The organism is Bradyrhizobium sp. WSM4872, assembly GCF_055811715.1.
This window is the reverse complement of sequence record NZ_JBVVPT010000030.1, coordinates 1-26570: the sequence shown is the minus strand read 5'-3', so window position 1 is coordinate 26570 and position 26570 is coordinate 1. Positions and strand designations below refer to the sequence as shown.

The 26570-nt window shown below is 64.2% G+C and carries 29 protein-coding genes; 16 read left to right on the top strand and 13 right to left on the bottom strand.

The window, feature by feature from the left end:
- Positions 1 to 39: 39 nt before the first annotated feature.
- Genes AC0L3C_RS29400 through arsC form a run of 3 tightly spaced genes read left to right on the top strand, consistent with a single transcriptional unit; the run spans position 40 to position 1497 of the window.
- The gene (locus tag AC0L3C_RS29400; protein ID WP_473409686.1) at positions 40 to 402 is read left to right on the top strand and encodes an ArsR/SmtB family transcription factor; all 363 of its coding nucleotides are present in this window, start codon (positions 40 to 42) and stop codon (positions 400 to 402) included.
- Positions 395 to 1099 carry an aquaporin gene (locus AC0L3C_RS29395; protein ID WP_473409685.1) on the top strand — a complete coding sequence of 235 codons (705 nt, stop codon included), beginning with the start codon at positions 395 to 397 and terminating at the stop codon, positions 1097 to 1099. The genes AC0L3C_RS29400 and AC0L3C_RS29395 overlap by 8 nt, the downstream gene beginning before the upstream one ends.
- Entirely contained in the window at positions 1096 to 1497 is a 402-nt protein-coding gene (arsC, locus tag AC0L3C_RS29390) for an arsenate reductase (glutaredoxin) (RefSeq protein WP_473409684.1), read from the top strand. The genes AC0L3C_RS29395 and arsC overlap by 4 nt, the downstream gene beginning before the upstream one ends.
- A 27-nt stretch (positions 1498 to 1524) precedes the next feature.
- Here the strand turns inward: arsC and AC0L3C_RS29385 are convergent, their stop codons facing one another.
- From AC0L3C_RS29385 to AC0L3C_RS29375, 3 genes are all read right to left on the bottom strand, one after another.
- Positions 1525 to 2502, bottom strand: coding sequence for a tripartite tricarboxylate transporter substrate binding protein (locus AC0L3C_RS29385; protein WP_473409683.1), 978 nt, complete (start codon positions 2500 to 2502; stop codon positions 1525 to 1527).
- A gap of 75 nt (positions 2503 to 2577) precedes the next feature.
- Positions 2578 to 3483, bottom strand: a complete 906-nt coding sequence (locus AC0L3C_RS29380; RefSeq protein ID WP_473409682.1) for a VOC family protein — start codon at positions 3481 to 3483, stop codon at positions 2578 to 2580.
- A 16-nt stretch (positions 3484 to 3499) separates the two neighbouring features.
- Positions 3500 to 4492: a zinc-dependent alcohol dehydrogenase family protein gene (locus AC0L3C_RS29375; protein ID WP_473409681.1), complete on the bottom strand. Its 993-nt coding sequence runs from the start codon at positions 4490 to 4492 to the stop codon at positions 3500 to 3502.
- A gap of 111 nt (positions 4493 to 4603) precedes the next feature.
- Between AC0L3C_RS29375 and AC0L3C_RS29370 the strand changes: the two genes are divergently transcribed.
- The 6 genes from AC0L3C_RS29370 to AC0L3C_RS29345 all read left to right on the top strand — a co-directional run bounded on the left by AC0L3C_RS29370 (position 4604) and on the right by AC0L3C_RS29345 (position 9183).
- Entirely contained in the window at positions 4604 to 5305 is a 702-nt protein-coding gene (locus AC0L3C_RS29370) for a GntR family transcriptional regulator (protein ID WP_473277733.1), read from the top strand.
- 94 nt (positions 5306 to 5399) lie between these two features.
- Positions 5400 to 6263 carry a fumarylacetoacetate hydrolase family protein gene (locus tag AC0L3C_RS29365; RefSeq protein ID WP_473409707.1) on the top strand — a complete coding sequence of 288 codons (864 nt, stop codon included), beginning with the start codon at positions 5400 to 5402 and terminating at the stop codon, positions 6261 to 6263.
- 9 nt (positions 6264 to 6272) lie between these two features.
- Entirely contained in the window at positions 6273 to 6878 is a 606-nt protein-coding gene (locus tag AC0L3C_RS29360; protein ID WP_473409680.1) for an amino acid synthesis family protein, read from the top strand.
- Between the two features lie 141 nt (positions 6879 to 7019).
- Complete coding sequence (locus AC0L3C_RS29355) at positions 7020 to 8174, top strand: helix-turn-helix transcriptional regulator (RefSeq protein WP_473277732.1); 1155 nt, start codon at positions 7020 to 7022, stop codon at positions 8172 to 8174.
- 190 nt (positions 8175 to 8364) lie between these two features.
- Positions 8365 to 8550, top strand: coding sequence for a hypothetical protein (locus tag AC0L3C_RS29350; protein ID WP_473277731.1), 186 nt, complete (start codon positions 8365 to 8367; stop codon positions 8548 to 8550).
- 435 nt (positions 8551 to 8985) lie between these two features.
- The gene (locus AC0L3C_RS29345; RefSeq protein ID WP_473263128.1) at positions 8986 to 9183 is read left to right on the top strand and encodes a hypothetical protein; all 198 of its coding nucleotides are present in this window, start codon (positions 8986 to 8988) and stop codon (positions 9181 to 9183) included.
- Between the two features lie 196 nt (positions 9184 to 9379).
- On the opposite strand, the gene AC0L3C_RS29340 is transcribed toward AC0L3C_RS29345, so the two are convergent.
- Together AC0L3C_RS29340 and AC0L3C_RS29335 are read right to left on the bottom strand one after the other, a co-directional pair.
- Positions 9380 to 10141, bottom strand: coding sequence for a hypothetical protein (locus AC0L3C_RS29340; protein WP_473409679.1), 762 nt, complete (start codon positions 10139 to 10141; stop codon positions 9380 to 9382).
- A 15-nt stretch (positions 10142 to 10156) separates the two neighbouring features.
- Positions 10157 to 10345 carry a hypothetical protein gene (locus AC0L3C_RS29335; protein ID WP_027516916.1) on the bottom strand — a complete coding sequence of 63 codons (189 nt, stop codon included), beginning with the start codon at positions 10343 to 10345 and terminating at the stop codon, positions 10157 to 10159.
- Between the two features lie 255 nt (positions 10346 to 10600).
- Between AC0L3C_RS29335 and AC0L3C_RS29330 the strand changes: the two genes are divergently transcribed.
- Positions 10601 to 11590 carry a DUF2336 domain-containing protein gene (locus AC0L3C_RS29330; protein ID WP_473263125.1) on the top strand — a complete coding sequence of 330 codons (990 nt, stop codon included), beginning with the start codon at positions 10601 to 10603 and terminating at the stop codon, positions 11588 to 11590.
- Between the two features lie 144 nt (positions 11591 to 11734).
- On the opposite strand, the gene AC0L3C_RS29325 is transcribed toward AC0L3C_RS29330, so the two are convergent.
- From AC0L3C_RS29325 to AC0L3C_RS29315, 3 genes are all read right to left on the bottom strand, one after another.
- A complete protein-coding gene (locus tag AC0L3C_RS29325; protein WP_473263233.1) occupies positions 11735 to 12079 on the bottom strand; it encodes a DUF1491 family protein in 345 nt (114 codons plus the stop codon).
- 69 nt (positions 12080 to 12148) lie between these two features.
- Positions 12149 to 12859 carry a peptidoglycan-binding domain-containing protein gene (locus AC0L3C_RS29320; protein WP_473263124.1) on the bottom strand — a complete coding sequence of 237 codons (711 nt, stop codon included), beginning with the start codon at positions 12857 to 12859 and terminating at the stop codon, positions 12149 to 12151.
- Positions 12852 to 14783 (bottom strand): PAS domain-containing sensor histidine kinase, encoded by a 1932-nt coding sequence (locus AC0L3C_RS29315; RefSeq protein WP_473277729.1) that lies wholly within the window; start codon positions 14781 to 14783, stop codon positions 12852 to 12854. Before AC0L3C_RS29315 ends, AC0L3C_RS29320 begins: the two co-directional genes overlap by 8 nt.
- A 384-nt stretch (positions 14784 to 15167) precedes the next feature.
- Between AC0L3C_RS29315 and AC0L3C_RS29310 the strand changes: the two genes are divergently transcribed.
- Both AC0L3C_RS29310 and AC0L3C_RS29305 read left to right on the top strand, forming a co-directional pair.
- A complete protein-coding gene (locus AC0L3C_RS29310; RefSeq protein ID WP_007608202.1) occupies positions 15168 to 15593 on the top strand; it encodes a DUF5330 domain-containing protein in 426 nt (141 codons plus the stop codon).
- A 69-nt stretch (positions 15594 to 15662) separates the two neighbouring features.
- On the top strand, positions 15663 to 16094 hold the full coding sequence (locus AC0L3C_RS29305) for a SufE family protein (protein WP_473263120.1): 432 nt from the start codon (positions 15663 to 15665) through the stop codon (positions 16092 to 16094).
- A gap of 5 nt (positions 16095 to 16099) precedes the next feature.
- Here the strand turns inward: AC0L3C_RS29305 and AC0L3C_RS29300 are convergent, their stop codons facing one another.
- Together AC0L3C_RS29300 and AC0L3C_RS29295 are read right to left on the bottom strand one after the other, a co-directional pair.
- On the bottom strand, positions 16100 to 16516 hold the full coding sequence (locus AC0L3C_RS29300; protein ID WP_018456864.1) for a Ros/MucR family transcriptional regulator: 417 nt from the start codon (positions 16514 to 16516) through the stop codon (positions 16100 to 16102).
- 174 nt (positions 16517 to 16690) lie between these two features.
- Entirely contained in the window at positions 16691 to 17569 is an 879-nt protein-coding gene (locus AC0L3C_RS29295) for a DUF308 domain-containing protein (RefSeq protein WP_473409678.1), read from the bottom strand.
- A 313-nt stretch (positions 17570 to 17882) separates the two neighbouring features.
- On the opposite strand from AC0L3C_RS29295, the gene AC0L3C_RS29290 reads away from it, so the two are divergent.
- Both AC0L3C_RS29290 and AC0L3C_RS29285 read left to right on the top strand, forming a co-directional pair.
- On the top strand, positions 17883 to 19532 hold the full coding sequence (locus AC0L3C_RS29290) for an ArnT family glycosyltransferase (protein WP_473409677.1): 1650 nt from the start codon (positions 17883 to 17885) through the stop codon (positions 19530 to 19532).
- 180 nt (positions 19533 to 19712) lie between these two features.
- The gene (locus AC0L3C_RS29285; RefSeq protein WP_473409676.1) at positions 19713 to 20492 is read left to right on the top strand and encodes a class II aldolase/adducin family protein; all 780 of its coding nucleotides are present in this window, start codon (positions 19713 to 19715) and stop codon (positions 20490 to 20492) included.
- A 200-nt stretch (positions 20493 to 20692) separates the two neighbouring features.
- Here the strand turns inward: AC0L3C_RS29285 and AC0L3C_RS29280 are convergent, their stop codons facing one another.
- The 3 genes from AC0L3C_RS29280 to AC0L3C_RS29270 all read right to left on the bottom strand — a co-directional run bounded on the left by AC0L3C_RS29280 (position 20693) and on the right by AC0L3C_RS29270 (position 25224).
- Positions 20693 to 22087 carry a M20/M25/M40 family metallo-hydrolase gene (locus AC0L3C_RS29280; RefSeq protein WP_473409675.1) on the bottom strand — a complete coding sequence of 465 codons (1395 nt, stop codon included), beginning with the start codon at positions 22085 to 22087 and terminating at the stop codon, positions 20693 to 20695.
- Between the two features lie 52 nt (positions 22088 to 22139).
- The gene (locus AC0L3C_RS29275; protein WP_473409674.1) at positions 22140 to 23468 is read right to left on the bottom strand and encodes a glycosyltransferase family 87 protein; all 1329 of its coding nucleotides are present in this window, start codon (positions 23466 to 23468) and stop codon (positions 22140 to 22142) included.
- Between the two features lie 133 nt (positions 23469 to 23601).
- Positions 23602 to 25224 carry a helicase HerA-like domain-containing protein gene (locus AC0L3C_RS29270; protein ID WP_473277723.1) on the bottom strand — a complete coding sequence of 541 codons (1623 nt, stop codon included), beginning with the start codon at positions 25222 to 25224 and terminating at the stop codon, positions 23602 to 23604.
- A 346-nt stretch (positions 25225 to 25570) separates the two neighbouring features.
- On the opposite strand from AC0L3C_RS29270, the gene AC0L3C_RS29265 reads away from it, so the two are divergent.
- Positions 25571 to 25936 (top strand): DUF2267 domain-containing protein, encoded by a 366-nt coding sequence (locus AC0L3C_RS29265; RefSeq protein ID WP_473263232.1) that lies wholly within the window; start codon positions 25571 to 25573, stop codon positions 25934 to 25936.
- A gap of 26 nt (positions 25937 to 25962) precedes the next feature.
- The gene (locus AC0L3C_RS29260; RefSeq protein WP_007608193.1) at positions 25963 to 26370 is read left to right on the top strand and encodes a DUF4332 domain-containing protein; all 408 of its coding nucleotides are present in this window, start codon (positions 25963 to 25965) and stop codon (positions 26368 to 26370) included.
- Positions 26371 to 26570 lie beyond the last annotated feature (200 nt).

The following is a 26570-nucleotide window of genomic DNA, read 5'->3' as shown; positions in this document are numbered from 1 at the left end:
GGATTGACGGAGCCGCTATACTTCCATAAATCTGGATACATGGAAACTGAAGAAGCCGTCCTCGCCCTCGCCGCCCTGGCGCAGTCGACCCGTCTTGAGGCCTTCCGGACGCTGGTCCGGCACGAGCCTGATGGTCTCGCTGCGGGCGATCTCGCACGGCTGTTGGAGGTCCCCCAGAATACGCTCTCGGCGCATTTGTCGATCCTGACGCGGGCACGCCTCGTCACGTCCGAGCGGCACAGCCGTTCGATCGTCTACCGCGCCAACCTTGCCGAATTCCGCGACGTTGCGGTTTTCCTGCTGCGGGATTGCTGCGGCGGGCGGCCGGAAGTTTGCGCGCCGGTCGTCGAAACCCTGCAAGCCTGCTGCAAGCCAAGGCGAAAGGAGCGGAGCCGTGCCTGATCAATTCGATCTTCCGCGCCGCCTCGCGGCCGAGGCGCTCGGCACGGGCATTCTCGTTGCCACGGTGGTCGGCTCCGGCATCATGGCGGAGACGCTGACCAAGGATGTCGCGCTTGCGCTTCTCTGCAATACGTTGCCGACCGGCGCCATTCTGGTCGTCCTGATCACCGTGCTCGGACCGATCTCCGGCGCGCACTTCAATCCGGCCGTCACCCTCGTTTTCACCGGCAAGCGCGAGCTGCCGGTGAACGACGCCGCATTTTACGTCGCCGCGCAGGTTGCCGGCGGCATTGCGGGAACGATGGCGGCGCATCTGATGTTCGGGCTGCCGCTGCTCGATTTCTCGGCGAAGGTGCGAACCGGAGGACCGCAATGGTTCGCCGAAGCCGTCGCCGCTTTCGGTCTGGTCGCGACGATCCTGGCCGGCATCCGGTTTCAGCGGACTGCCGTACCCTGGCTGGTCGGCCTGTACATCACGGCGGCCTATTGGTTCACGGCTTCCACGTCATTCGCCAATCCGGCAGTGGCCATCGCGAGGTCGCTGACAAACACTTTCTCGGGCATACGTCCCATTGACCTGCCTGGATTCATCCTCGCGGAGCTCTGCGGAGCCTTTGCCGCCATGCTGTTGATGAACTGGCTGCTCGGACGGCCCCAGGCGCGCGGCCCCATCCCAATCGCGGAGACTATCTCATGAGCGTCACGATCTATCACAACCCCGCCTGCGGCACCTCGCGCAACACGCTGGCGATGATCCGGCAGAGCGGCGTCGAACCCCTCGTCGTCGAATATCTGAAGACGCCACCATCCCGCGAAAAGCTCGTCGAGCTCGTCAAGGCTCTGGGCATCTCCGTTCGCGAGTTGCTGCGGGAGAAAGGCACGCCGTACAAGGAGCTCGGCCTCGACGATCCCAAATGGTCCGACGACGAGCTGATCGGCCAGATGCTCGCGCAGCCCATCCTGATCAACCGTCCGATCGTGGTGACGCCCAGGGGCACACGCCTGTGTCGTCCCTCGGAAGCCGTCATCGATCTCCTGGACAATCCCGTCGGCCGGTTCGTGAAGGAGGATGGCGAGATGGTCGAAGCGCGATAGGCTTACGGGGCCCCTGTCTTGCCTGGATCAGATCTTCGGGATCTTCGCCCGCTCCACCACGCTGGTCCATTTGCTGATCTCGGTCTCGATCAGCGTCTTCATCTCCTCCGGCGAGCTGCCGCGAACCTCGCCACCGACGGCGGTCTCCAGGCGTTGCTTGAGATCGGGATCCCTGAGAGCGTCGAGCGTCGCCGCATTGAGTGCGGCCATGATGGCGGGCGGCGTTCCCTTCGGGGCCAGCAGGCCGGCCCAGGTGCGCACGTCATATCCCTTGATGCCGGCTTCCTGAACTGTCGGCACGTCAGGCAGCAATGCGGTGCGCGTCGGCGAGGTCACCGCCAGGCCGCGGATCGCACCGGCCTGGATCTGCGAGGCGAGCAGGACCGGCGTGCCGACGATCACCGGAACCTCTCCGCCGAGCAGCGCGGTGATCGATTGAGAATCACCGCGATAGGGCACGTGCACGATCTCGACGCCGGCGGCTGCGTTCAAGAGCTCTCCTGCAAGATGATGCGTGCTGCCGAAACCGACCGATCCGAAGGAGAGCGCACCCGGCTTCTGCCTTGCCATGGCGACGAGTTCGCCCAGCGATTTTGCCGGGTAGTCGGTACGCACGGCGATGACAAGCGCGTAATAGACCAGCGTCGAGATCATCTCGAAACTCTCGGCCGGCTGGTAGGCGAGGCTCTTGTAGGTCGCCGCGGAAATGGCGTGAGCGCCGGTGACCAGCCCGATCGTGTAGCCGTCCGGCGCCGCTTTCGCGATGGCATCCGCGGCGATGTTGCCGCCGGCGCCGGGCTTGGCCTCGACGATGATCGGCTGCCCGAGCTTTTTCGAGAGCCCGTCGGCGATGATGCGCGACAGCGTGTCGGCCGCGCCGCCGGCGGCAAATCCATGCAGCAGCCGGATCGGGCGCGACGGATAATTGTCCGCCGACGCCGGGGTGGTTGCGAGACAACCGCCAAACAGAAAAATCGCCGCAGCAAGCCGCTTCATCCTTCGCATGGATGCGTCCTCCCTTTTGATTGTTCTATCGTTGGCCGCAGCGAGGCGGCGTTCTTCAAGTCGGGTTTGAGTCCGCTAACGCGCGAACTCCGTGCATTCAGGCGATGGCGGCATGCCCCAGACGTCGCGCGGCAGACCGACCCAGACTTTTGGCCGCTGCGGTCGATCGCGATGCCAGGGACGCGGCTCGAAATAACCGAGCGCCTCGTCGGTCATGCGGTCGAGGTCGTGGAACAGCTCGACGAGATGCCCGTCGGGATTGCGGTGATAGATAGCCGTGTTGTGGCCGGGGCCGTGACGTACCGGTCCCCAGAGCACCGGGAGCTTATGTCGGGCGAGATGATCGCACGCCTGCTGCATGTGCGTCGGCCCTCGCAGTTCGAACGCGACATGATGCAGGCCGCGGCCGGGCGCGCGCGCGAAGTTCAGCGTGTGATGTTCATAGCCGCTGCGCATGAAGACGAAGCGGTCCTCGATCCAGTCGGAGACCCGTAGGCCCATCATGTTCGCGTAGAACTCCGAGGCCGCGCGCGGATCGGGCGTGCGAAGGGCGACATGGCCGAGCTTGCTGACGGCAAGCGCTCCGATGCGCTCCTGCGCGGGTGTCGGCGTCCAGCCCTGGATCAGCTCGAAGCGCGTGCCTTCGGGGTCGCTGAACGATAGCCGCCTGGAAACGCCAGGCAGGGGATCGCTCTGAAGTTCAGGCCGCAGATCGGCCTGCTTCAGCGCGGCGCCCAGCGCCTCGATCTGGACATCAGGAGATATCTCGAAGGCGATGCTCGTCAGCGCCGCGTCGCCCGGTTCGATCACCAGCGAAAGCTGCTCGGAATCGTTGGCAAGGAAGATGCGGTTGCCGTCGCGGCCGACGAGGCCAAGACCGATCACGGCGCGGTAGTAGTCGAGCAGCCGCTCGGGATCGGGCGAGGCAAAGCTCGCGTGCCGGAGCCGGGTGAAGCGTGCAATGGGTGCTTGTGTCGCCATCGTCCAATCCACCCCCTCATGGCGTCATGATGATCTTGCCGAGCGCCGAGCCCTGCTCGAGCAGCGTGTGGGCCTGCCTGACCTGGTCGAGCTTCAGGACCGCCGAGATAGCCGGCTTGATCGCATTGCGGCTCAGCGCGTCGATCACGTTGCGCATGAGCGCGCGACGCCCGTCGCGATCGTGGTCGTAGATGTGGAAGGAGAAGCAGCGTATCGCCGGGCAGATGTCGAGATGGTCTCGCATCGCCGCCATCAGGTTTTCTTCCGGCAATCCGGCGAAGGCATTGTACGACAGCAGCGTCCCCCATTTGCCGAGCGCGCCGAGATAGCCGGTGAACTCGGGCCCACAGACGTGATCGAGCACGAGACCAACGCCCTCGCCATTGGTCAGCTCGCGGGTCCGCGACACGACATCCTCGCGGCGGTAGAAGATGATTTCATCGGCGCCGTTGCCGCGCGCGAATGTGGCCTTCTCGTCGGTGGAGACCGTGCCGATGACGTTCATCTGCGCGAGCTTGGCGAGCTGTACCAGCGCGGTGCCGACACCACCCGCCGCCCCGATCACCAGCACGCTCGCCGGTGCGCGCGGATGGCGGCACTCGTGCAGCAGCGCGTAGGCGACCTGGTAGTTCGACAGGCACACGGCCGCTTGCAGATCGACATTGTCGGGCAGCACGTGAATGGCGTCCGCGGGCGCGACCACATAATCGGCGTAGCAGCCGCCGCGCTGCGACAGGTCGCGCGCGCTCAGCAGCACCTTCTGGCCGATCGCAAACCCTTCGACGCCGGACCCGAGCGCGGCAATGCGGCCGGCGACGTCGTTGCCGGGATTGGCCGGCAGCGGCGGCATCCATTTGTAGACGCCACGCCGGATCAGCACATCGGGCTGCCCGACGCCGAACGCTTCGGCGCGGATCTGCACCTGGCCGGGTCCGGGTACAGGCACCGGAAGCTCGACCACTTCGAGTGCGTCCGGCCCACCCGGCTGACGCACCAGCACCGCTCTCATGATGTCACACGCCTCCCAAGCCATATTTTCGAAAATAATACTGATTACGAAAATTATTGCAAGATGGTCGTTGGCGCGGCATGTTGAGCCATCGATTCAACGATAGAGACCATGTCCGACAGCGCCATTCGCCCCCGCAAGGAATTCGGCAAGACCATCGCCGCCGACATCACCCATCGGCTGCGCGAGGAGATCATTGCCTGCGGCCTGGCCCCGGGCGAGCCGCTGCGATTCGACGTCCTGCGCGAACGATTCGGCGTAAGTTTCACGACGCTGCGCGAGGCGCTGACGGCGCTTACCGCCGAAGGCCTGGTCGACGCGCAGGAGCAGCGCGGGTTTCGCGTGGCGCCGGTCAGCCGCCAGGATCTGGTGGAGGTCACCGATGCGCGAGTGCTGATCGAGGTGGAATTGATCCGCCGCGCGATCGAGCGGGGCGACGACGATTGGGAAATCGCCGTAATCTCGACACTGCATAGATTAAAGCGGATCGAGCAGCGCGACCCCGAACATCCGCTGCGCGATCCCGAATGGAAGATCGCCCATCGCCAATTCCACCAGGCGCTGGTATCCGCCTGCGGCTCCGCGACACTCCTCGCCATTCGCGCCGAGCTGTTCGATCGCGCCGAGCGCTATCGGCATCTGTCGGCCAATTTCCGGCCGCGTCCGCGCGACAAGGCCGGCGAGCACCAGGCGATCATGCAGGCCGCCATCTCGCGCAATCCCGACCTCGCGGTGCAACTGATCGAGACGCATATCCGCTCGACCGCCGACAACGTCGCGACATACGCCGGGCACCTGCTCGACACCGAATAGGCGGCAACGGCTTTTTATCGCCGTGGGCTTGCGCCTCGGCCGATTTTCGAAAATAATGCAAAAGATCGAAAATGCCAACCTTTGGGGCGAAACCATGAAGCTGCTGTCGTTCTTGGACGGAAATCGGGAAAGTTGGGGCGCCGTTGTCGAAAAGGGCGTCGTGGATCTCGGCCGCGCCCTGCCCCACTATCCGACGCTCGCGGACTTCCTCGGCAGCGACGACTATGCGCGGCGCGAGGCCATCGTCGCTGGGCACAAGGTCACGATGGCGCTCAGTGACGTCAAATATCTTCCGGTGATCCCGCGTCCGGAGAAGATCGTCTGCGCCGTGCGCAATTATCTCGACCACCACAATGAAGCCGTGGCGTTCGGCATGAAGCGCGAGATCACGGAATTTCCGCCGATTTTCCTCCGGGTCTGGCGCTCCCAGGTCGCGCACGACGCGCCGGTGATCCGGCCGAAAGTCTCCGACAATTTCGATTGGGAGGGCGAGCTTGCCGTGGTCATCGGCAAGGGCGGCCGTCACATCAGCCAGGCCGACGCCTGGGATCACGTGGCGGGCTACTCGATCTACAACGACGTCAGCGTGCGTGACTGGCAGCGTCACGCCCAGCAGATCGCCTCCGGCAAGAACTTCGTCGGCACCGGCCCGTTCGGACCGTGGCTGGTGACGCCGGACGAGATCGGCGATCCCACCAAATTGAAGCTCGAAACGCGCGTCAACGGCGCGGTGGTGCAATCCTCCGACACCTCGATGCTGATCTTCTCGATTCCGCGGCTGATCGAGTACAGCTCGACCATCTTCGACCTCGTCCCCGGCGACGTCATCGCCACCGGCACGCCGGCCGGCGTCGGCTTCACCCGCAAGCCGCCGGTCTTCCTCAAGCCCGGCGACGTGGTCGAGGTCGAGATCGAGAACATCGGCGTGCTGCGCAATCCCGTCGTCGACGAAGCATAGAGCCGGCGTATGTCGTCCCAAGACGCGTCCCAAGACATCTCCTACGACATCCGCAAGACCGCGCTCAGCGTCGAGACCATCTGGCACGAGCGCGGGCCCCGCCTGGAGAAGCCGCTGCTGGTCGGAACGGCCATCGCGATCATCCGCAATCCCTTTGCGGGCCGCTTCGAACCTGACCTGATGCCGCTTCAGGCATCCTTGCGCGAACTCGGGCGGGAGCTCGCAACGCGGCTGATCGCACAGCTCGGCGGCGCCGCGCAGATCGAAGCCTATGGCAAGGGCATTATCATCGGCGAGGACGGCGAGCTCGAGCACGGCGCGGTCTGGCACGAGGCCGGCGGCCACGGCATGCGCGAGGTGCTCGGTCAGCCCAAAGCGATCGTCCCGGCGGCGAAGACCATCGGAGGCCCGGGCACGCGCCTGATGGTCCCGCTCGGCCATATCCACGCCGCTTATGTCCGCAGCCATTTCGGCACCGCGGAGATGACGCTGTGGGATTCACCACGGCGCGACGAGATCGCCTTCGGGCTCGTGATGGCGACCGGCGGCCGCCCTCACGCGCGCATCGGCGGCCTCGCGGCATCCGCGATCTCCGTGCGCGACGGACAGCGCTGACGGGCCCGAGCAGCGCACTCAACGCTACCGCATCCTTATTGCAGCGCAAAGTAGCGCTCGTAAATCCATCAAATCATGTGCTATGTATATTACGCCGGTTGCTTGCCTAAAAATTAATCAAAGAAGAATGAAAGAGGCGTCATGATCGGTCTGGAGGGGGTTTCCGCCCAAGCGTTATCCGACACCATCGGCGCCATCTACGACTGCGCCCTCAATCCGCAGCTTTGGGCGGCCACCTGCCGGAAGATCGCCGATCTCTGCGAGAGCACGGCGGGCGGCATCTGCGTTCACGACATGAAGCATGTCCAGAACGACCAGCTGTTCGTATTCGGCTACGAGAAGACGTTTCTGGAAAAGCTCGGCGAGAACTATGCGAAGACGCCGATGGCGGCCGCGGATATCGTCGCCGACATCGGTCATGTCAGCACGCTCTCGATGAACGATCTCGATGAGCTGCTCGAAAGCCGGTTCTACCGGGATATTCTCCAGCCTCACGGATTGCAGGACATCATCTGGTTTCCAGCTCTGCGGACCGGCGGGCGCATGGCCTCCATGCATGCCTCCCGGACGGCAAAGACGCATCGCTATCAGCAGTTGGACATCAACCTGTTCAAGATGCTGTCCCCCCATGTCTGCCGCGCCCTCACCATCTCCGACGCACTCGACCTCAGGACGTTGCGGTCGGAGATGCTGGAGCGGACATTCGACATGCTTGCCGTCGGTGTCTTCCTGACGGCGCGCGACGGCCGGGTCGTCTACATGAACGAGACTGCCGAGCGGCAGATCAAGACCGGCAACGCCGTTCGTGTTCTCGGCAACCGGATCTTTCCGACCGATGCCGCCGCTCGCGATGCGCTGTCCAAGGCCATCGACGAAGCGTCCCGCGACGATGCGGATTTGAGCGGACACTCGCTCGCGATCCCCGATGTCGACGGCGCCGGCTACATCGCCACCCTGCTTCCTGTCGATCGCGGTCAGCGCAGCGGAATTCTCGCCCCGTTTGCCGCATCGGTAGCCGTCTTCATGAAGGACCCCGCCGAGGTGCCGATGATGCCGGGCGAGGCTTTTGCGAGGCTCTACAAGCTCACCGGCGGCGAGCTTCGCGTGCTGATGACGCTCGCGCAAGGTCTCGGCGCGAAAGAGGCGGCCGACATGCTCGGCATCGGCGAGTCAACGGTGCGCTCTCACCTGCAGCGCATCTTTGCCAAGACGAACACGACGAGGCAAACGGATCTGCTTCGCCTGCTGCAAAGCGCCACGCCGCCACTTCTGCCCGCACAAGGCGCTGTCGGCTAATCCGTCACCTCACATACGCCTAAATCGTCGTCATTTGCCTGCGCCGCCGGCTTGCGCCGCGCTACGCATCCCGGGCGAAATCTCCAGACTCGAAAAAATTCGTCGACGACGGCTGCGTTTCATTGGTTCCGATGATGCGGCGATGCGTGATGACTGATTTTCTCATCGTCACGACATCAGGAGATCAACGATGCGGACGGCAACTGGCGGGCGCTGCCTCGAGACGGACGACCATCGGCCCGAACCAAAGCGATGGCGTCTCGCGTCTTACGTCTTTCTGATCGCGCTGATGTTGCTGGCCATGTTCGAGCAGAAGCAAGCCACCGAAGTCTCAATTCTTGCCACCGGCCCACTGCCGGCAATCAACATTCCTTGAGTGAGGCCGCGTTGGCGCACCCTTTGCTTCGATTTGGTTTTTATTTGCATTGGACATTTCATGACTCAAACCGCGAGCGAGCAAGCGTTTTTGCTCATGCTGATTTCAGCCTGCCTGGGCGCGTGTTTCGTTTGGGCGTTCTACGAAATCGAGGAAGCCCGCCGGCGCCGGCAACGGTACGCCGAGTTCACGCGCGAAGCGCGACGGTCGGTCAGGGCCGGCCATTAGCCCACGCTCCGGAGATCATCATGCGAGCCCTCGCAACCGCCACCATTGCGAGCGCTTTTGCTCGCGCATTTCCCGCGTCTTCGTTGCGGGCACATGTTCTGAAGCAGCTCACTTTGTGCTGCGGAGCCGTCCTGTTCGTATGGCTGCTGTCGCTGACCCACGGGTTGGATCTCAGCGCCGGGCTCTTCTGACCGATCGGATTCGACCATGAGCATCATATCAGTTTGGTCCGGAGCGGCCTCTCAGGCTCCCAACCGCCACGTCGAACCGGAATCGCGAGGTATCTTCGCCTTGATCATGTCGGCGCTGCACGCCTCGCGACGGCATCAGGCAGGTCGCGTCCTGCGCCATTACGAGCACTTGCTCACCAACGAACTCAAACATGATGCCGGAGAACGAGAATGATCGTTGCGAATAGGACAACTGAGGCAGGATTGACGGTGCGGTCTCCGCAGCGCAGTGAAATGCGTTGGCTCCTGGCGGTCGCAGCCGCATTCCTCGTCGTCCACATCGTCGCCATGATGATCTGGGGACGCGCGTCGGCGAGCGAGGCCACGGCTCCAGTGCAGCCGACCATATCGCCCTTGTGTGACTAATTGGGTTAGCCCTTCGAGACGACCGCACGGCCGTAGGGCGGCTGGGCCGCAACCGGCGGGTTGGCGGTCTGGGCGGCGAGTTCGCCGATCAGGCGGTCGGCATCGGCGGCCATGCCGTCGGGCGCCTGGATCACCAGCCGCTCCAAACCCCAGCGATAGGACGAGACGCGCTGCTCGAGGCACTGCTGCACCCACTGGATGATCAGCGAATTCTCCTGCATGCGCTCGACCGCGTCCTCCTTCTCCTGCGGCGAGAGGGAGGAGACACGCGCCATGCTGGCATGGCGCTTCTTGTCGAGGTCGATGACGCGAACCGCGGAGGCGAAGAACGGCTCGAAGCGGGTGATGTCGTTGCGCACGTCCTCGATCAGCTGCGCATAGCGCGAGGAGTGCGAACGGTGCGGCTCGTCGATCAGCGTGCGCCCGTACATGGTGCGGTCGAACACGATCTTTTGCCGCCAGGGCGAGGGCAGCGGCTTGTAGTCGCCGAACACGCTCTTCCATGCGGGCCGCGACAGCGGCGGCTCGATCAGCGGATAGGCGAGGTCGCGAAGCTGGCGCTCCTGGTCGGTGAGCTGGAATTGGGATGGCTTCAGGCCGACGCTGGAGGTGACTTCCGCGCCCAGCCAGCGATGCATGTCGTCGCTGCGCATGTCGGCGCGGGTCCGGCCGAAATCGCCGCCGCTACAGGCGGCAAGCGTCGCGCCCAGCAGCGCGAGCATGATGGCCGTTATGACGGACCGGATCTGGCGGAGGTTCTCCGGCATTGCAAAGGCCGAAGGCTAGCGGCGACGACGACGGCGCCCCGGCGCTGTGCCCTGCTCCGGCCCGTGATCGCCGCTGGTTTCGTCGCTCTCGCGCTCGATGCGGATCACGGGAAGGATCAAAATCGTGCCCATGTCCGCGCGCGGAGCCACGTCTCCCGACGCGCTCACCCGGCGACCGGCCGGAAATTCGATGATGGTCCCCATATCAGCTCTCTTCAATTGCCGCGCGACCCGGCGCGCCTCTGCAACATGGGGATCATTAAGATCAGCTCATGGTTAACGGGGTGTAAACGGGCCGGGGGGACCGTAACCGCACGGGCGGGGACCCGCCGTCCCGTTGCGGCACGAGAACGCTTCAAAGCAAGCGTTCGGCTTCACGCCTCGTTTTCCTTAACGAGCCTTTAAAGGAGCTCGCGCTAGGCTGACGGCCAGTATCTCTTCCAGGTCGCGTATCTCTCCATGACCAAGTCGTTGTTTCCAGGATTCGACGGGCTGATGACCCTCTCCCGTCGCGAAGGCGTCGATGTTCGTCCGACGCTGCTGCGCGTGCTGACCGACCTCTATGTCCAGTCGAGCACCCACAGCGACGACGAGCAGCGCCAGTTCGTCGAGCTCGCCACACGACTGATCGACCAGGTCGACGACGCGACGCGCGCGGCCGTCAAGGCGCGGCTTGCGATCTATCCGTCGACGCCCGCCCCGATCATGCAGAAGCTCGGACTGTCGGCCGCGCAGGAGGGCCGCAGGGTTCCGCTCGCGCGCGATATCCCGGCGCCCGCTCCTATCCCCCCTCCGGCCCCCGTGCCGGTTCGCGCCCCAACCGACGCCGAGCTGCGCATGGCCTCGAACATGGCGATGCAGCCAAAGGACGCGGCCGATATCCACGACATGTTCTTCCGCGCCGGCGCCTCCGAGCGCGCGCTGATCCTGCACAATCTGGCGGAGACCCCGCTGAAGGCCGCGCCGCGGATTCCGACCGTGCGCGCCAAGCGCGCGATCCAGATCCTCGAGATGGCGGCGATCGCGGGCGATGTCGAGAATTTCACCTTCGAGCTCGGCGACAGCCTGATCCTGCCCTCGCGCGTCGCAGCCCAGATCGTCGACGATGCAAGCGGCGAAGCGCTCGCGGTCGCCGCGCGCGCGCTCGACATGCCAAGCCCGGTGTTCCAGCGCATCCTGCTGTTCTTCAAGCCGGAGATCGGCAACTCCGTGACCGACGTGTACCGGCTGTCGCGACTTTACGATCGTCTCAGCGACCGCGCGGCGCTGGTGATGCTGGCCGCCTGGCGCGGCTCGACGCTTGCCGTCACCCGTGCAAAGTACCAGCCGTCGCTGCATGACAGCGAGCGCCAGCGCGCGCGTGCAGGCGCAAGCCAGACGCGGCCGGGCGTGCAGCCCGGCTCCGCGCCCGCGGTGCGGACCGGCACCAGCGGATCATCGGATCGCTAGAGGCGAGTGCGACCTGATGCGGTCGCTTGCTCCACAAGCTCGTCATGCCCGGGCTTGTCCCGGGCATCCACGTTCTTCGGTGGCGCAAGCAAGATCGTGGATGGCCGGGACAAGCCCGGCCATGACGACGCAATAGCATCCTGATCAGGTCTTCGCCAGCTCGAGAAAATGCCGCCCGGCGCGGTCTTCGGTCTCGACGATCCAGATGTCGGAGTCGAAGCGGATCTCTTTCGTCAGGCGCTCCTCCACCGCGGGCTCCGGCATCGGCTGCGGCGCAAACGGCACGAAGAAGCGATCGACCGGCCGGCCGTCATCGTAAGAGGTCTGCGGCGCCGGCACATAAAGCATCGCATTGCCGTCGAGCAGCGAGACCTTCACGAACACCGCACCCGCCTCCTCCGCGCCGCGACGACGCACCGCGCCGTACACGCCCTCGGTCTGGCACCGGCGCAGATAGGCTGAGACCCAGATGTTTGATTTCAAACGCATGCGCGCACGATAAGCCAGCGCGGCAATGAGCACCAGCCTTCGGGCTTCGGTCTCGGCGAAGCGTAACGACTATTCGACCGGGTGGCCGATCGCGGCGCCGAGCTCGCGGAGCAGGCGGTCGGACAGCTGGCCGGTGACCTGCATCTTGTGCTCGCGCTCGAATTTCTGGATCGCGGACTGGGTCTCGGCGCCCATCGCGCCTGTGATCTTCAAATTCCCGTAGCCGTATTCGGACAGCGCGCGCTGCACGCCGGCGATGCGCCGCGCGGCCGAGCCCTGATGCACGGGGATCGGCGCCGGCGGACGCGCGACGGCGGGCGGCGCCGAAATCGTTTGCTTGACCAGATTGGTCATGGGATCGCCCGAGCGCGGCGTCGATGCGGTCGCCTCGACGGGCCTCTCCGGCGGCTTGTCCGCAGGTCTGGGCTCGGCAGATCTGGACTCAGCACGAAACTCCGTCGCTCTCGGCTCGAGCGGCGAGGTATCGGCCCCGACGGGACGCGAACGGGGCAAAGGGTTCGACAGCGCCAGGGACGACGGTGCGGGAAGATTGATCACGGTGCCGAACATCGGCGCCGGATGCCGGCCGGTCTGGAGGAACAGTGCATTGGCAACGATCGCGCCGATGGCGGCAACGGCGACGAGACCGGCCAGGGTATCCTTGGGGCTATGCAGCAGCACGCGCAGCACGAGATTGCGCTCGGTCTCGACATCGATCACCGCAGCCTTGGCGCCGCGGCGGCGCGGAGCGGCTTCGTTCTTGGCGGACTTCTTAGGCACTTTTCTTCACCAGAGCGGGTTGGTCCTGAACTTGGTCGTGAGAATGGTCCTGCAGTTGCTGGTCCTGAAGTTCCTGGCGCAGCATCGGCGTCAAGGTCGCGATCTTGCTCTCGCTCGCCTTGCTGTCGGACATCCTGGCCTCAGAAGTTTTGGCATCAAAAGTTTTGGCTTGCGGCGTGTAGACGAGCGGCAGCTTGACGGTGACGGCAGTACCCTCGCCGAGCCTGCTTTGTACCGTCAATTCGCCGAGATGCAACGCCACCAGGCTCTTCACGATCGAAAGTCCGAGGCCGGTGCCTTCGTGACGGCGCTGATAAGTCTTGCCGGCCTGGAAGAACGGCGCGCCGATGCGCTTGAGATCGTCAGGTGCGATACCGATTCCGGTGTCGCTGACGCGTAGCGCAAGCTGCGAGCCCGAGACCGCTGCCGTGACGGTGACCTGACCGCCGCGCTCGGTGAACTTGACCGCGTTGGCGACGAGGTTGAGCACGATCTGCTTGAAGGCACGCGGATCGCCGGTCATGACAGGCAGGTCCTGCGGCGCATCGGTGACGAGATCGACGCCGTTCTCCCGCGCCTTCAGCGCCAGCAGATTGCAGCAATGCATCAATGATGCACGCGGCGCGAACGGTTCCGACGCCATCTCGAAATTACCTGATTCCATCTTGGACATGTCCAGGATGCCGTTGACGACCGAGAGCAGATGTTGGCCGGAATCGTTGATGAGCTGGGCGTATTCCCTCCGCTGGGCCGCGCCCAACATCAAGGTCTGCTCCTGCGTGATCATCTCGGAGAAGCCTATGATGGCGTTGAGCGGCGTGCGCAGCTCATGGCTCATGGTGGCGAGGAAGCGCGTCTTGGCGGCGTCGGCCGCCTCTGCAGCGCTGCGCGCCTGATCGAACGCCTGCTCGGAGAGCTTGCGGTCGCTGACATCGCGCATCACGGCGACGACATCGGCCTCGCGCGTGGCATCACGGCCCAGATCCTGATCGAGCGGGCGGCAGCGCATCTCGACCCAGATGAAATCAACCTGGCCGCGCTCCGAGCCGGCACGCTCCCGGCGCAACCGGAACTCGACGCTGCGCACGTCGCCGCGCGCGGCATCGGACAGCGCCGTCAGATACGCCGGGCGATCGGCGACATGGACGCGATCGAACAGGCCGTGGCCGAGCAGTTGCGCGACGGGCACGCCGAGCATGGCTTCCACCGCCGGTGAAATGAACTGCACCGCGCCGTTGCGCTGATGCCGCGAGATGACGTCGCTCATGTTCCGCGCCAGGAGGCGGTAACGCTCTTCCTCGCGCGACAGCAGCGCAACGCTGGTGCGCGCGAGCGATTCCGCACCGAAGGCGAGGCCCGCGGCATAGAGCGTCGCCGAGGCGACGCCGAACGCCATCAGCACGCCGCGTTCCGCGGCGCTGGTGTCGCCAATCGGCAGCCAGCCGAGCTGGCTGACGAGGATCAGGATGCCGGCGCAGGACAGCGCCAGCAGCGAGGCAAAGGCCGCGACTCGTCGGGAGGCCGACAACGCGGCTTCGAGGGGAACCACGACCAGCCAGATCGCGGCGAAGGATTCGATGCCGCCGGTCGTCACCGCAACCGCCATGATCAGGCCCGTGAGCGCGAGCGACGACAGCACATGCGCGCCTTCATAACGGCCGGTGCGCGACAGGAACCAGGACAACAGGATCGGCGCGATCAGCCAGGCGAAGGCAGCGACCTCGATCGCGCTCGGCGCGCCGCGCATGGCGAGATAGACCGGGAATGCGGCGAAGGCGGCCAGGCTGCCGAGCAGCCGCGGGGCCATGAAGGCACGATGGCGCGCTCGCGTCAGCGCGTCGTAACGCGCGGAGGGATGCAGCAGCGCATCGAGACAATCGCGGATGATACTCAAAACTGTCACGGGTCTCGCGCTTCGGCTCATTCGTCGGGAAGACGCGCCGGAACGCCTCCTTATCGTTGAGCCACCGTGTCAGAGCGACCTTAAACGAACACTAAGGCAGCGCGGCGCGCCGCCGGACACCGCGTCATCGCAGGGCTTTTTAGACGATTTGACGACGTCATCGGCGGGGATGGTGAACACAGGGTTTCACCGTGATCCGCATGGTTTCGAAATGATGGACGGGCGTGGCGGCAGAATAACGGGCGTGGTCGTCAATCGAAAATTTACGACACGGTCGATTGCAAAGATTCTTGAGTCAATTTTCTGCGAATTAAGCGGAAGGCAATCACTTGCGATTTATCGAGAGTTGCTAGGTCCGACATCCGCGGAGATCGCCGCGGCGGGCTCTAACATACAGGTCGCAAGATGCGCTTTCTGCTTCGCATCACATTCTGGCTCGGGCTGGTGCTGGTGCTCCTGCCGCGGGACAAGACGCCCGAATCGGACAAGCTGCCGCAGATCGGCGCTGCCGACGCGGTGCAGGCTGCGACCGCGGCCGTCTCCGACATGACCCAGTTCTGCAAGCGCCAGCCGGCAGCCTGCGAGGTCGGCGGACAGGCCGCGACCATCATCGGCCAGCGCGCGCAGGACGGCGCGAAGAAGATCTACCAGATCATCAACGACAAGAAAGAGCAGCTCGAGAAGACCGACAAGAAGGCGCCCGACCACACCGGCTCGATCGCGCTGGCCGGCGAAGGCGATACCGCAACCAGCGAGGCGCCGCGCGACACCCTGTCCCAGGACGACCTCGCGCTGGAATGGCGCGGCCCGGCGCCCGCGACGGCGAATTAGCGCCCAAACCCTATCGATTTCGGCGCTTTGCGTCCCTATATTGGCCTGAACGGGAACTTTGGGCCAAGCATGACGACGATCGACGAAATCAGGGATAATTTCGAGATTCTGGATGAGTGGGACGACCGCTATCGGTATGTCATCGAGCTCGGCCGCACCCTGGAACCGATGTCCGAGGCCGAGCATTCGGCCGAGAACAAGGTGAATGGCTGTGTCAGCCAGGTCTGGCTTCAGAAGCTGATCGATCATCGCGATGGCGGCCCGCCGGTCCTGAGATATCGCGGCGACAGTGACGCCCACATCGTGCGCGGGCTGGTCGCGATCGTGCTGTCGCTTTACTCCGGCCGCACGCCGCAGGAGATTCTTGCGACCGACGCCATTGCCGTATTCGACGAGTTCGGCTTTCGCGATCATCTGACGCCGCAGCGTTCCAACGGCCTGCGCTCGATGGTCGAGCGCATCAAGACGGACGCGAAAGAGGCGCTCGCGGAAGCGTCGTAGAAATTCTACTTCCGCTTCCGCTGCTGCTGTCCCAGTCCCATCTGCTTCGCAAGCTGTGAGCGGGCCACCGCATAGTTTGGCGCGACCATGGGATAATCGGCCGGCAGGCCCCATTTCTCGCGATATTGCTCCGGGGTCATGTTGTACTGGGTACGCAGATGGCGCTTCAGCGACTTGAAGCGCTTGCCGTCTTCCAGACAGACCAGATAATCGGGCGCGATCGACTTCTTCAGCGAGACCGCCGGCTTCGCCGGCTCGAGCGGCGCCGTCTCGGTGCGGCCTGACGAAACGCGCACCAGCGCGCCATGCACCTGGCTGATCAGGTTCGGAATCTCAGCCGCAGGTGTCGGATTGTTGCTGAGATAGGCAGACACGATGCCCGCCGTCAGCTCAACGAAATTCTTGGCCCCGGCATCCGACATCGGCCCCGCCTTTCTCCACCTTGCGTCTCACGGGAGAGACGACGTCAGAGTATTCCGTGTCAACAATACGTACGGCTGAAATGGAACGACTAACGATTATGGGCTGATTTACTGACGAAGCAACAAGAACGCCAGCGCTTTACTTGGCTGCGCCAGATTTGCCTGCACCAGCTCTCAAGCGCCACGCTGGTCAAGGTGGGAGCGCAGTTCGTCGATTGAGGCAAAGCGCATCATCCCCTCCGGCATCTGGGCTTCGATCGAGCCGTCGGAATAGAGCGAATAAGCCATGCCGTCGACGATGCCGGACTTGAGCACGGTCACGGGCGCCTGTTCGGCCGCGGCCGCCGGCTCGGGTGCGGGCGGCGGAGCAGTCTCAGCGAAGGTCGACGGCGAGCGCGGCGGCGGGCGCCGCGCGGCGGGCGGCGGCTCCGGAGGCCTCACACGGTCCGGCTTCGGCCAGGCGTCGTCAAAGCTCGCAGGCGGACTCTCCGGCGCGGCAGGCTCTGCTGGCGGCTCGGCATGCGGCAGCGGCGGCAAGCCCTCGCCGGTCTTCGCCTCCGCGCGCTCGCGCTCCTTGCGGGAGGTCGAGGCGAACATCAGGTTGCGCCGGCGCGGCGGTTCCGGAACTTCAGGCGGGCTCGGAGCCTCCGGCGCTGGCGGAGGCTCGACGCGCGGACGCTCGCGCGCGGCTGCCTCGTTCTGCCACGGCGGCGGTCCTGCGGGCGGCAATGGCGGCGCCGGCTCGATCTTCTCTGCGCCCGCCGGCTCAGCAGGCACGGGGCCAGGCGTTCCAGCCATCCCGAGACCCGGCAGCACGGGCCTGACCCGAACGTCGGACGGTGCGATGGATCCAGCCAACCGGCGGGCCATGCCCTTCAATTCCGCGACCACGACGTAGAGGCCGGCCAGTAACATTCCGGAGCAGACGCCGATGGTGCCGGAGATTATGAGGGTACTGCCGAGACTGAATTCCCTGACGGTGAAGCCGAACAGGATCGCAAGGAGGCCCGCCAAAACGGCGAAAATCCCCGCGATCAACAATGCCAACGCCATCGAACTCACCCCCGGCCGCGCAGCCATACGCGACCCTCGTCACGCCACGATACCGTCATCCGGTGTTCCACGCCAACGTCGAATTATAGCCTGCGTTCCTAAAGGAAAGGAAATCAGAGACTTATTCACATTCCCTTCAGCTACGGCTCACTACTTTTAAGCTGCTCTCGCGTTGGTCGGATTTGCTGCGTTGCATCAGGAATTTAGCCATAATGCCCAATTACTTGGTAATGGAACTGCGCTATAGGGATTCCGGGGAGCAGGCCCGCGCGCACCAGCAGGGCCAAGAGGGGATTCCGGGTCACCAATAGCCATGACATCCATCACGACTTCGGCGATCGACACGCCTCTGCGGCGCTCGGTTGAACGGACTTGCGACGATCTCGCCATGCTGGTGCTGGCTGCGGTCGCCGTCATTGCAGGCTTGACCTTCCGCGACTACGGGCTCGGCTGGGACGACTACACCCACGCCGAATATGCCGACCTGCTGCTGCGCATGTTCGGTTCCGGTTTCAAGGACACCGCGGCACTCTCCTTCGCCAACCTCTACATGTATGGCGGCGGCTTCGACATGGTCGCGGCCCTCCTGCACAAGGTGATTCCGCTAGAGCTGTTCGAGACGCGTCGTCTGGTGGGCGCCGTCGTCGGCGTGATCGGACTTGCGGTGACGTGGCGGCTCGGCCGCCGTGTCGGCGGTCCCCTTGCGGGACTTGCCTCACTCTTGCTGCTCGCGCTCTGCCCGATCTTCTACGGCCACATGTTCATGAACCCGAAGGATGCGCCCTTCGCGGTGGCCATGATCATCCTGATGCTGGGCCTCGTTCGCCTTGCCGAGGAATATCCGCAGCCGTCGCCGCGCACGATCCTGATCGTCGGCCTTGGTGCCGGCCTCTCGCTCGGCACCCGCATCCTCGGCGGCCTTGCGCTGGTCTATGCCGTGATCGGCTTCATGCCGCTGTTCCTGGAGGAACTGCGCACCGAGGGCCTGCGTGAATCGGTCCGACGCTTCGCTCATGTCGTCTACGTGCTGCTGCCCGGCCTCGTGCTCGGCTACCTCGTGATGGGGCTGATCTGGCCGTGGTCAATCATGGAGCCCGGCAATCCCTTCGAGGCGCTGACCTACTTCTCGCACTTCTTCGAGAAGCCCTGGAAGGAGATGTTCGACGGCGCGATCGTATCCGTGCCCGACATGCCCTGGTCCTATTTGCCGACGCTGTTCGCACTTCAGTTGCCCGAGGTGATGCTGGTGCTGATGTTGGGCGCCGTGATCGGCACCTTCGCTATGCTGCCGCGCCGCGAGGTTCCAGCCCGCCGCAAGACCATCCTGCTGATGCTCACGCTCGCCGCGACGCTGCCGCTGGCGATCGCGATGGTGAAGCGGCCGGCGCTGTACAACGGCATTCGCCATTTCGTCTTCGTGATCCCGCCGATGGCGGTGCTCGGCGGCGTCGCCTTTGGCTGGGCCATGGAGCGCCTGCGCGCCAATCACCGCACCTGGCAGCCGGTCGTGCTCGCCACCTTCTGCTTTGGCCTTGCGCTCTCGCTCGCCGAGATGATCCGGCTGCATCCCTATCAATACACCCACTTCAACCACATCGCCGGCACCGTGCGCGGCGCCGACGACCGCTTCATGCTGGATTATTGGGGCCTCGCCCTGAAGCAGGCCTCCGACGAATTGCGCGAGCAGCTGATCGAACGCCAGGAAGTGCCGCCGCGTAACCGCAAATGGAAAGTCGCCGTGTGCGGTCCCCAGCGCCCCGCCCAGGTCGCGCTCGGCCCCGATTTCACCATCGGCTGGGATTCCAATGCCGCCGATTTCGCCATGACGCTCGGTGAGTTCTACTGCAAGGGCCTCACCGCGCCCGTGCTGGTCGAGATCAAGCGCGACGACGTGGTGTTCGCCCGCGTCTACGACATCCGCGGCAGCAGCATTTCCAGCCTGCTCTCGATCCCGGCGCCGTAATAAATTCCTCCGGACCGTAGCCCGGATGAGCGCCAGCGACATCCGGGGCCTATCAGGCAGCCCCGCATGTCGCTTCGCTCATGCGGGCTACGCTGGACTGCCGCGCTTTGTGTGCCTTGCTGGCAGCTCGCGGCAAGACTACGCTCCCTCCCGCAACAACGATGTTCGGAGAGATCAGCCATGTCGCCAGCGGAAGCGCGCCTGAAGGAAGTGCCGTCGAACATGACGGAGGCCGAGTGGCAGCAACGGGTCAATCTCGCCGCCTGCTATCGCCTCGTCTCGCTCTACGGCTGGGACGATTTGGTCGACACCCACATCTCCGCGCGCGTGCCCGGCCCCGACCATCATTTCCTCATCAACCCCTACGGGCTGATGTTCGACGAGATCACGGCGTCGAGCCTCGTCAAGGTCGATCTGCACGGCAACCAGCTCTCCGAGAGCGAGTACAGCATCAACCCCGCCGGCTTCACCATCCACTCGGCGATCCACGAGGTGCGCGAAGACGCCATCTGCGTGCTGCATCTCCACACCCTCGACGGCACCGCGGTCTCGAGCAGCGCCGAAGGCCTGCTGCCGCTGAACCAGACCGCCCAGCTCGTCACCCACGACCTCGCTTATCACGACTACGAAGGCATCGCCCTCGACCATGACGAGCGGCCGCGGTTGCAGAAGGACCTCGGCGACCACAACCACATGCTGCTGCGCAACCACGGCACGCTGACGGTCGGGCGCTCGGTGGCCTCGGCCTTCGAGCGCATGTACCATCTCGAGCGGGCCTGCTCGATGCAGGTGCGGACCCGCGCGCTGGGCACGCCTATCTATCCGGTCGAGGAGATTGCGATCGAGAAGAACACCGAGCTGCTCGCCAACCGCGACCGCGCCGAGCTGCGCGCGACCAAGCTGGTATGGCCGCCGCTGCTTCGCAAGCTGGACCGCGAGCTTCCGGGCTACCGGTCTTGAGATTTTCGGGATTTGGTGTAGGGTAGCGCTCAACGAACCTCTACGCCTTTTGGAATGAAACGCCGCCCAATTCCGGGCGGCGTTTTTATTTGGCCCCGCCATTGCGAGGAGCGAAGCGACGAAGCAATCCAGGCTGTCTCCGCGGAGAGATTTCTGGATTGCTTCACTACGCTCGCAATGACGAGGATAGAGAGCTGCGCCTACTTCACCTCCGCCAGCGCCGCGAGGATGCGCGCCCAGGAACGGATGCCTTTCTGGAAGCTGCGGAGGTCGTACTTCTCGTTCGGCGAGTGAATGTTGTCGTCGTCGAGGCCGAAACCGACGAGCAGCGAGTCGAGCCCCAGCGCGCGCTTGAAGTCGGCGACGATCGGGATCGAGGCGCCCGATCCCATCAGCACGGTCTCCTTGCCCCATTCCTCGGTCAGCGCGGTCTTGGCCGCGGCGAGCGGCTTCATGTTCCAGTCGAGCGCAATCGCGGGCCCGGCAGAATGGTCGCCGAACTCGACCTTGCAGTCTCCCGGAATGCGCGCCGTCACGTACTCGCGGAAAGCCTTGCGGATCTTTTGCGGATCCTGGCCTTCGACCAATCGGAACGAGACCTTGGCCGACGCGTGCGACGGGATCACCGTCTTCGAGCCCTCACCGATGTAACCGCCCCAGATGCCGTTGACGTCGCAGGTCGGACGCGTGGAAGCCTGCTCGACCAGGAGCCTGCCCTTCTCGCCTGCCGGTATCGATAGCCCAACGGGTTTGAGGAACGTGTCTGGTGTGAAGTCGAGCTTCTTCCACTGCGCGAGAATATCCGGCGGGGTGTCCTTCACCCCGTCATAGAAGCCGGGAATGGTGATATGGTTGTCATCGTCGAACAGCCCGCCGAGAATTTTGGTCAACACCCGGATCGGGTTCATCGCGCTGCCGCCGAACACGCCGGAATGCAGGTCGCGATTGGCGGCGGTGATCTTGAGCTCCTCATAGAGCAGACCGCGCAGCGAGGTCGTGATCGCCGGCGTGTCGCGGTCCCACATGCCGGTGTCGCAGACCAGCACGTAGTCCGCCTTAAACTCGTCCTTGTTGGCTTCGATGAAGGGCACGAAGTTCTTCGAGCCGACTTCTTCCTCGCCTTCGATCAGGAACGTGACGTCGATCGGCAGCGACCCCGTCACCTTCTTCCAGGCGCGGCAGGCCTCGACGAAGGTCATGACCTGGCCCTTGTCGTCCTCGGCGCCGCGCGCCACGATGATCTTGCGGCCGTCGGCATGGTCGGTCACAACAGGCTCGAATGGCGGACGGTGCCAGAGCTCGAGCGGATCGACCGGCTGCACGTCATAGTGGCCGTAGAACAGAACATGCGGCCGGCCGCCTGCGACGCTCTTGCCGACGACCGCGGGATGGCCGGCGGTCGGCCTCACTTCAGTCGCAACGCCGAGGCTCGCGATGTCCCTGGCAAGATGCTCGGCCGCCGCCTTGCAATCGGCCGCGAAGGCCGGATCGGCGGAGATCGACTTGATCCGCAACAGCGAGAACAGGCGCTCCAGGCTGTTGTCGAACTCCTTGTCGATGTGGTCGAGCACCGATTGAAGCTGCGCATTTGGCATTGGTCGTATTCCCTGCGTTCGAATCCCAAGACGTCGGGACTCAAGAAGTCTCTCAAGAACTATCGGCTTTTAGCGCTCCCGCGGCGTTGGGGCCAGCCGCAACCGGCGGATGCCGGATGTGCCATGCGAGACTAGCTGCGAGAATCGCGGTGGCGACGAGGTTATTGCCCCAGGCCTGGAAGACATTGGGAAACCACGGCAGCGCCAGCAGCATGAGGATGCCGGCGGCGCCAAGGGCGAGCCAGGTTCCCAGCCTCACGTTCGCCCGCTCGTCGAAGGCGGCACGATGCATCAGCACCGTCATCGGGAAGAACAGCCACATGAAATAGTATTGCCGCGCCAGCGGCGATGCCACCGTCATCAGGCAGAATAGAATGCCGAGCTCCTCGGCGTCCGAGCGCGCCGTACGCCGCGCTTGCCCTGGCATGACCGCGACGAAGCCGAGTCCGAGCAACGCCGACAGCGCCAGCACGATCCAGTTCGCCGTCCTGTAATCAACGTCGATGACATTCATCGTGCGCGGCCGCTTGTTGGTATCCTCCTGATTGTAGTTGATGGGCCGGACCAGCCGGTGCGTGACAGCAATCAGTGACTGGTTCACCCACGACCAGTTCTGCTCGTCGCGCTGGCCAAATCCTTTTTCCGAACTCGACCCGACCATGCCCTGATACCAGGTCTTGACCTCGGCGGCGTTGCGCTCGAAGCCGCGAATGGGGCCCGGCACGATATAGAGAAGTATGCCGGTGAGGGCGACTGTCGCGACGGCGGCTCCCCAGTTTCGCCGCCAGACCAGATAGGGCAGCACCGCAATGGGAAACACCTTGATGGCGGTGGCGAGCGCGAACATGAAGCCTGCGAGCCAGGAGCGCTGATGCTGCAAGCTCCAGAAGCCGTAGAGCATCATCGCTAGCAGGACGAGGTTCGGCTGGCCGAGATCGAACATGTCGAACACGAAAGTCACGGTGACGAGAGCGGGCAGCGCCTCCAGCCAGGGGCCGGGCCTGCGGCCCGAACCGGTCATGGCATTGGAGAACATCCCGGTGTACCACCAAGCCACAATATTCAGGATCGACAGCACGGTGTAGAGCGCGATCTTGCCGAACCAGCTCGGGATCGCCAGCAGGATTGCCGGCAGCGGTGGGTAGATGAACTCGAAGTACGCATGGATGTCGCCGGGATAGAGCGGCGCACCCTTAAGGACCTGCTGCCCGGCCCAGTACCACAGGCCGTAGTCCTTGGTTTTGCCGTGCCCGAAGATCTCGGGACCAAGGACGTCGGCAGCCAGGATGAAGCAGCAGAGCAGGAAGAGCAGGTCGAGCGGCGCACGCAGCGACAGGGTTCGGAATGCGCCGGGTCGAACGAAAGATTCAGGTGAGGTCACAGTGAGGTCCAGTCAGGGGCCATAGCACCTAGCAGACCGACGGACGCTTGGAGAGTCCTGATCACCCGAATTTGTACCCGCCGAGCACAAGCGGCGGGTTTGCGCAGGAATTGCCTCAAACGAGGCTTTCTGCCTACCTGCGCAGCAAGCCGCCGAGCGCGCCGCGGACCAGCGTGCGGCCGATCGAGCCGCCAAGCTGGCCGGCGACCGACTTGCCGATATTGGCGGCCATCCCCCCGATCACCTGATTGGTGACCGATCGAGTCATGTCGCGCGCGATGACCTGGCCCGTCGACAGGCGGCCGCGCTTGACGTTGGTGCCAAAGATGGTGCCGACGATCGAGCCGATCTGGCCGAGGATGCCGCCGCCTCCGCCGCCCGCCGAAGCATCCGCAGTCGCAGCCGTGCCGGCAATGCGCTTCTGGATCATCTCGTAGGCGGACTCTGCATCGACAGCAGTGTCGTATTTGCCCTTCACCGGGCTTGCATCCATGATCACCTTGCGCTCTTCCGGCGTGATCGGTCCGATCCGCGCCGATGGCGGCCGGATCATCACGCGTTCGACCATCGCCGGCGTGCCGTTGCCTTCGAGAAACGAGACCAGCGCCTCGCCCTTGCCGAGCTCCATGATCACCTTGGCAGTGTCGAGCTTCGGGTTGGGCCGGAAGGTCTGGGCCGCTGCGGCGACCGCCTTCTGGTCGCGCGGGGTGAAGGCGCGCAATGCGTGCTGCACCCGGTTGCCCAATTGTCCGAGCACGCGGTCGGGCACGTCGACCGGGTTTTGCGTCACGAAATAGACGCCGACGCCTTTGGAGCGGATCAGGCGCACCACCTGCTCGATCTTGTCCATCAGCGCCTTGGGCGCGTCGTTGAACAACAGATGCGCCTCGTCGAAGAAGAAGACCAGCTTCGGCTTGGGCAAGTCACCAGCCTCGGGCAGCTCCTCGAACAGTTCCGACAACATCCACAGCAGGAATGTCGCGTAAAGCCGTGGGCTCTGCAGCAACTTGTCGGCGACGAGGATGTTGACCATGCCGCGGCCGTCGCGGTCGGTCTTCATGAAGTCTTTCAGCGTCAGCGCCGGCTCGCCGAAGAATTTGGTGGCGCCCTGGTTCTCCAGCACCAGAAGCTGGCGCTGGATGGTGCCGACCGTGGCCTTGGTAACGTTGCCAAAACCCTGCGCCGCCTTCTTGATCTCGGCAAGCGGGCTCTCCTCGGCATCCGCCCCTTTCTTGCCGGCATCGGGCACGATGGCATCGAGCAGCGCGCGCAGATCCTTCATGTCGATCAGCGTCAGCCCGTTGTCGTCGGCGACGCGGAAGGCGACGTTGAGCACGCCTTCCTGCACGTCGTTCAGGTCGAGCATACGTGCGAGCAGCAGCGGGCCCATTTCGGTGACGGTCGCCCGCACCGGGTGGCCCTGCTCGCCGAACACGTCCCAGAACACCGTCGAGAACTGGTCGGGCTCGAACGTCAGTCCCATCTCGGTGGCGCGCTTGACGATGAAATCTTTGGCTTCGCCGACCTCGGAGATGCCGGAAAGATCGCCTTTGATGTCGGCCGCGAAGACCGGAACACCGGCGCGCGCAAATCCTTCCGCCATGACTTGCAGCGAGACCGTCTTGCCGGTTCCGGTTGCACCCGTGACGAGGCCGTGGCGATTGGCGAACGCCAGCGTCAGCCATGCCTGCTCGTTTCCTTTACCGACGAAGATCTTCTCGTCGGTATCACCGAGCTTGCTGTCCTGTGCGGTCATTATTCCCTGATCTCTCTGCCCTGTTTCGCATATCGAAACTCGAATGCACCAGTTCCGTAGTTTAACGCTTATCGCGCGCTGATTGAAACCATTCAACGCGCTCCGGGCATGCAACATCGTCGGAAACATGCGGGTGACATCCGCCGAAAGTAGGAACGACGCATTCGCATCGCGGCATTTTTTTGCCGATTTCATCTCCGCTCTTGCATCGCTGCAACACTTCTCGCGCGTTCGAGACTGAATCGGATCGTTGATGGCGTTCATCGCTTGTATTTCACATCACACCGGCTCAAGATCATTTTCGAAAGCAATACTCCGGCATGTGAACCGGCTGAGGGGCGGCCATATGGACGAGCTAATCGGGCGGCTGGCGACAAACGCCAGCATAGATAGTGCTGTCGCCGAAAAGACGGTCGGCATTATCCTGGGCTTCCTCCGCAACGAGGGTCCTTCCGACAGCGTCCAGGTCCTGATCGACCAGATTCCGGGTGCAGAAGCGGCAATCGAGGCGTCCGGCAGCGGCGGAGGACTGTCGCGGCTGATGGGCGGCGGCCTGATGGCGGTGGGCACGCGCCTGATGAGCCTGGGACTTGGCATGTCCGAGATTCAGAACATCGCCCGTGAACTTTTTCGCTTCGGCCGAGACAAAATCGGAGCGGATCAGATGGGCAAGATCATCGCGGGGACCCCGGGCCTCAGCCAGTTCGCCTGACGCCTGCGCATTTCACATCGAGTATCATGACATATCCGATCTCCGAGATTGAGGGCCTGTCGGCCTTTGCCGCCAACAAGTTGAAGGCGCAGGGTATCCGCACCACCGACGCGCTGCTCGAGGCGGCTTCGACTGTGAAGGGCCGCAAGGCTCTCTCCGCCAAGACCGGCATCAGCGAGCAGTTGCTGCTGGAATGGGCCAACGTCTCCGACTACATGCGCATCCCCGGCATGGGCCGGGCCAAGGTCGGCCTGGTCCGCGCGGCCGGCGTCACCACCGTGCGCGAGCTCGCCTACAGAAATCCGGCAAGGCTCGCCCAGAGCATGCGGGACGCCAACGAGAAGAAAAAGCTGCTCCGCATCCTGCCCTCGGAGAAGTCGGTGGGCGACATCATCGCCAAGGCGAAGAAGCTCCCGCCGAAGATTTCGTATTGATCCAGGGACAGGGCTGGGCAGATAGAGCACCGCTCCTTCCCGGTCGTCATTGCGAGCGTAGCGGAGCAATCCAGAGTCTCTCCGCAGCGGCAGCCTGGATTGCTTCGCTACGCTCGCGATGACGGAGCGTGGGCAAGAGCATCGCGCCCTCACGGCCCCCGGAGCGTATTGGGCAACTGGATCGCCCCCCAATCCCGCCT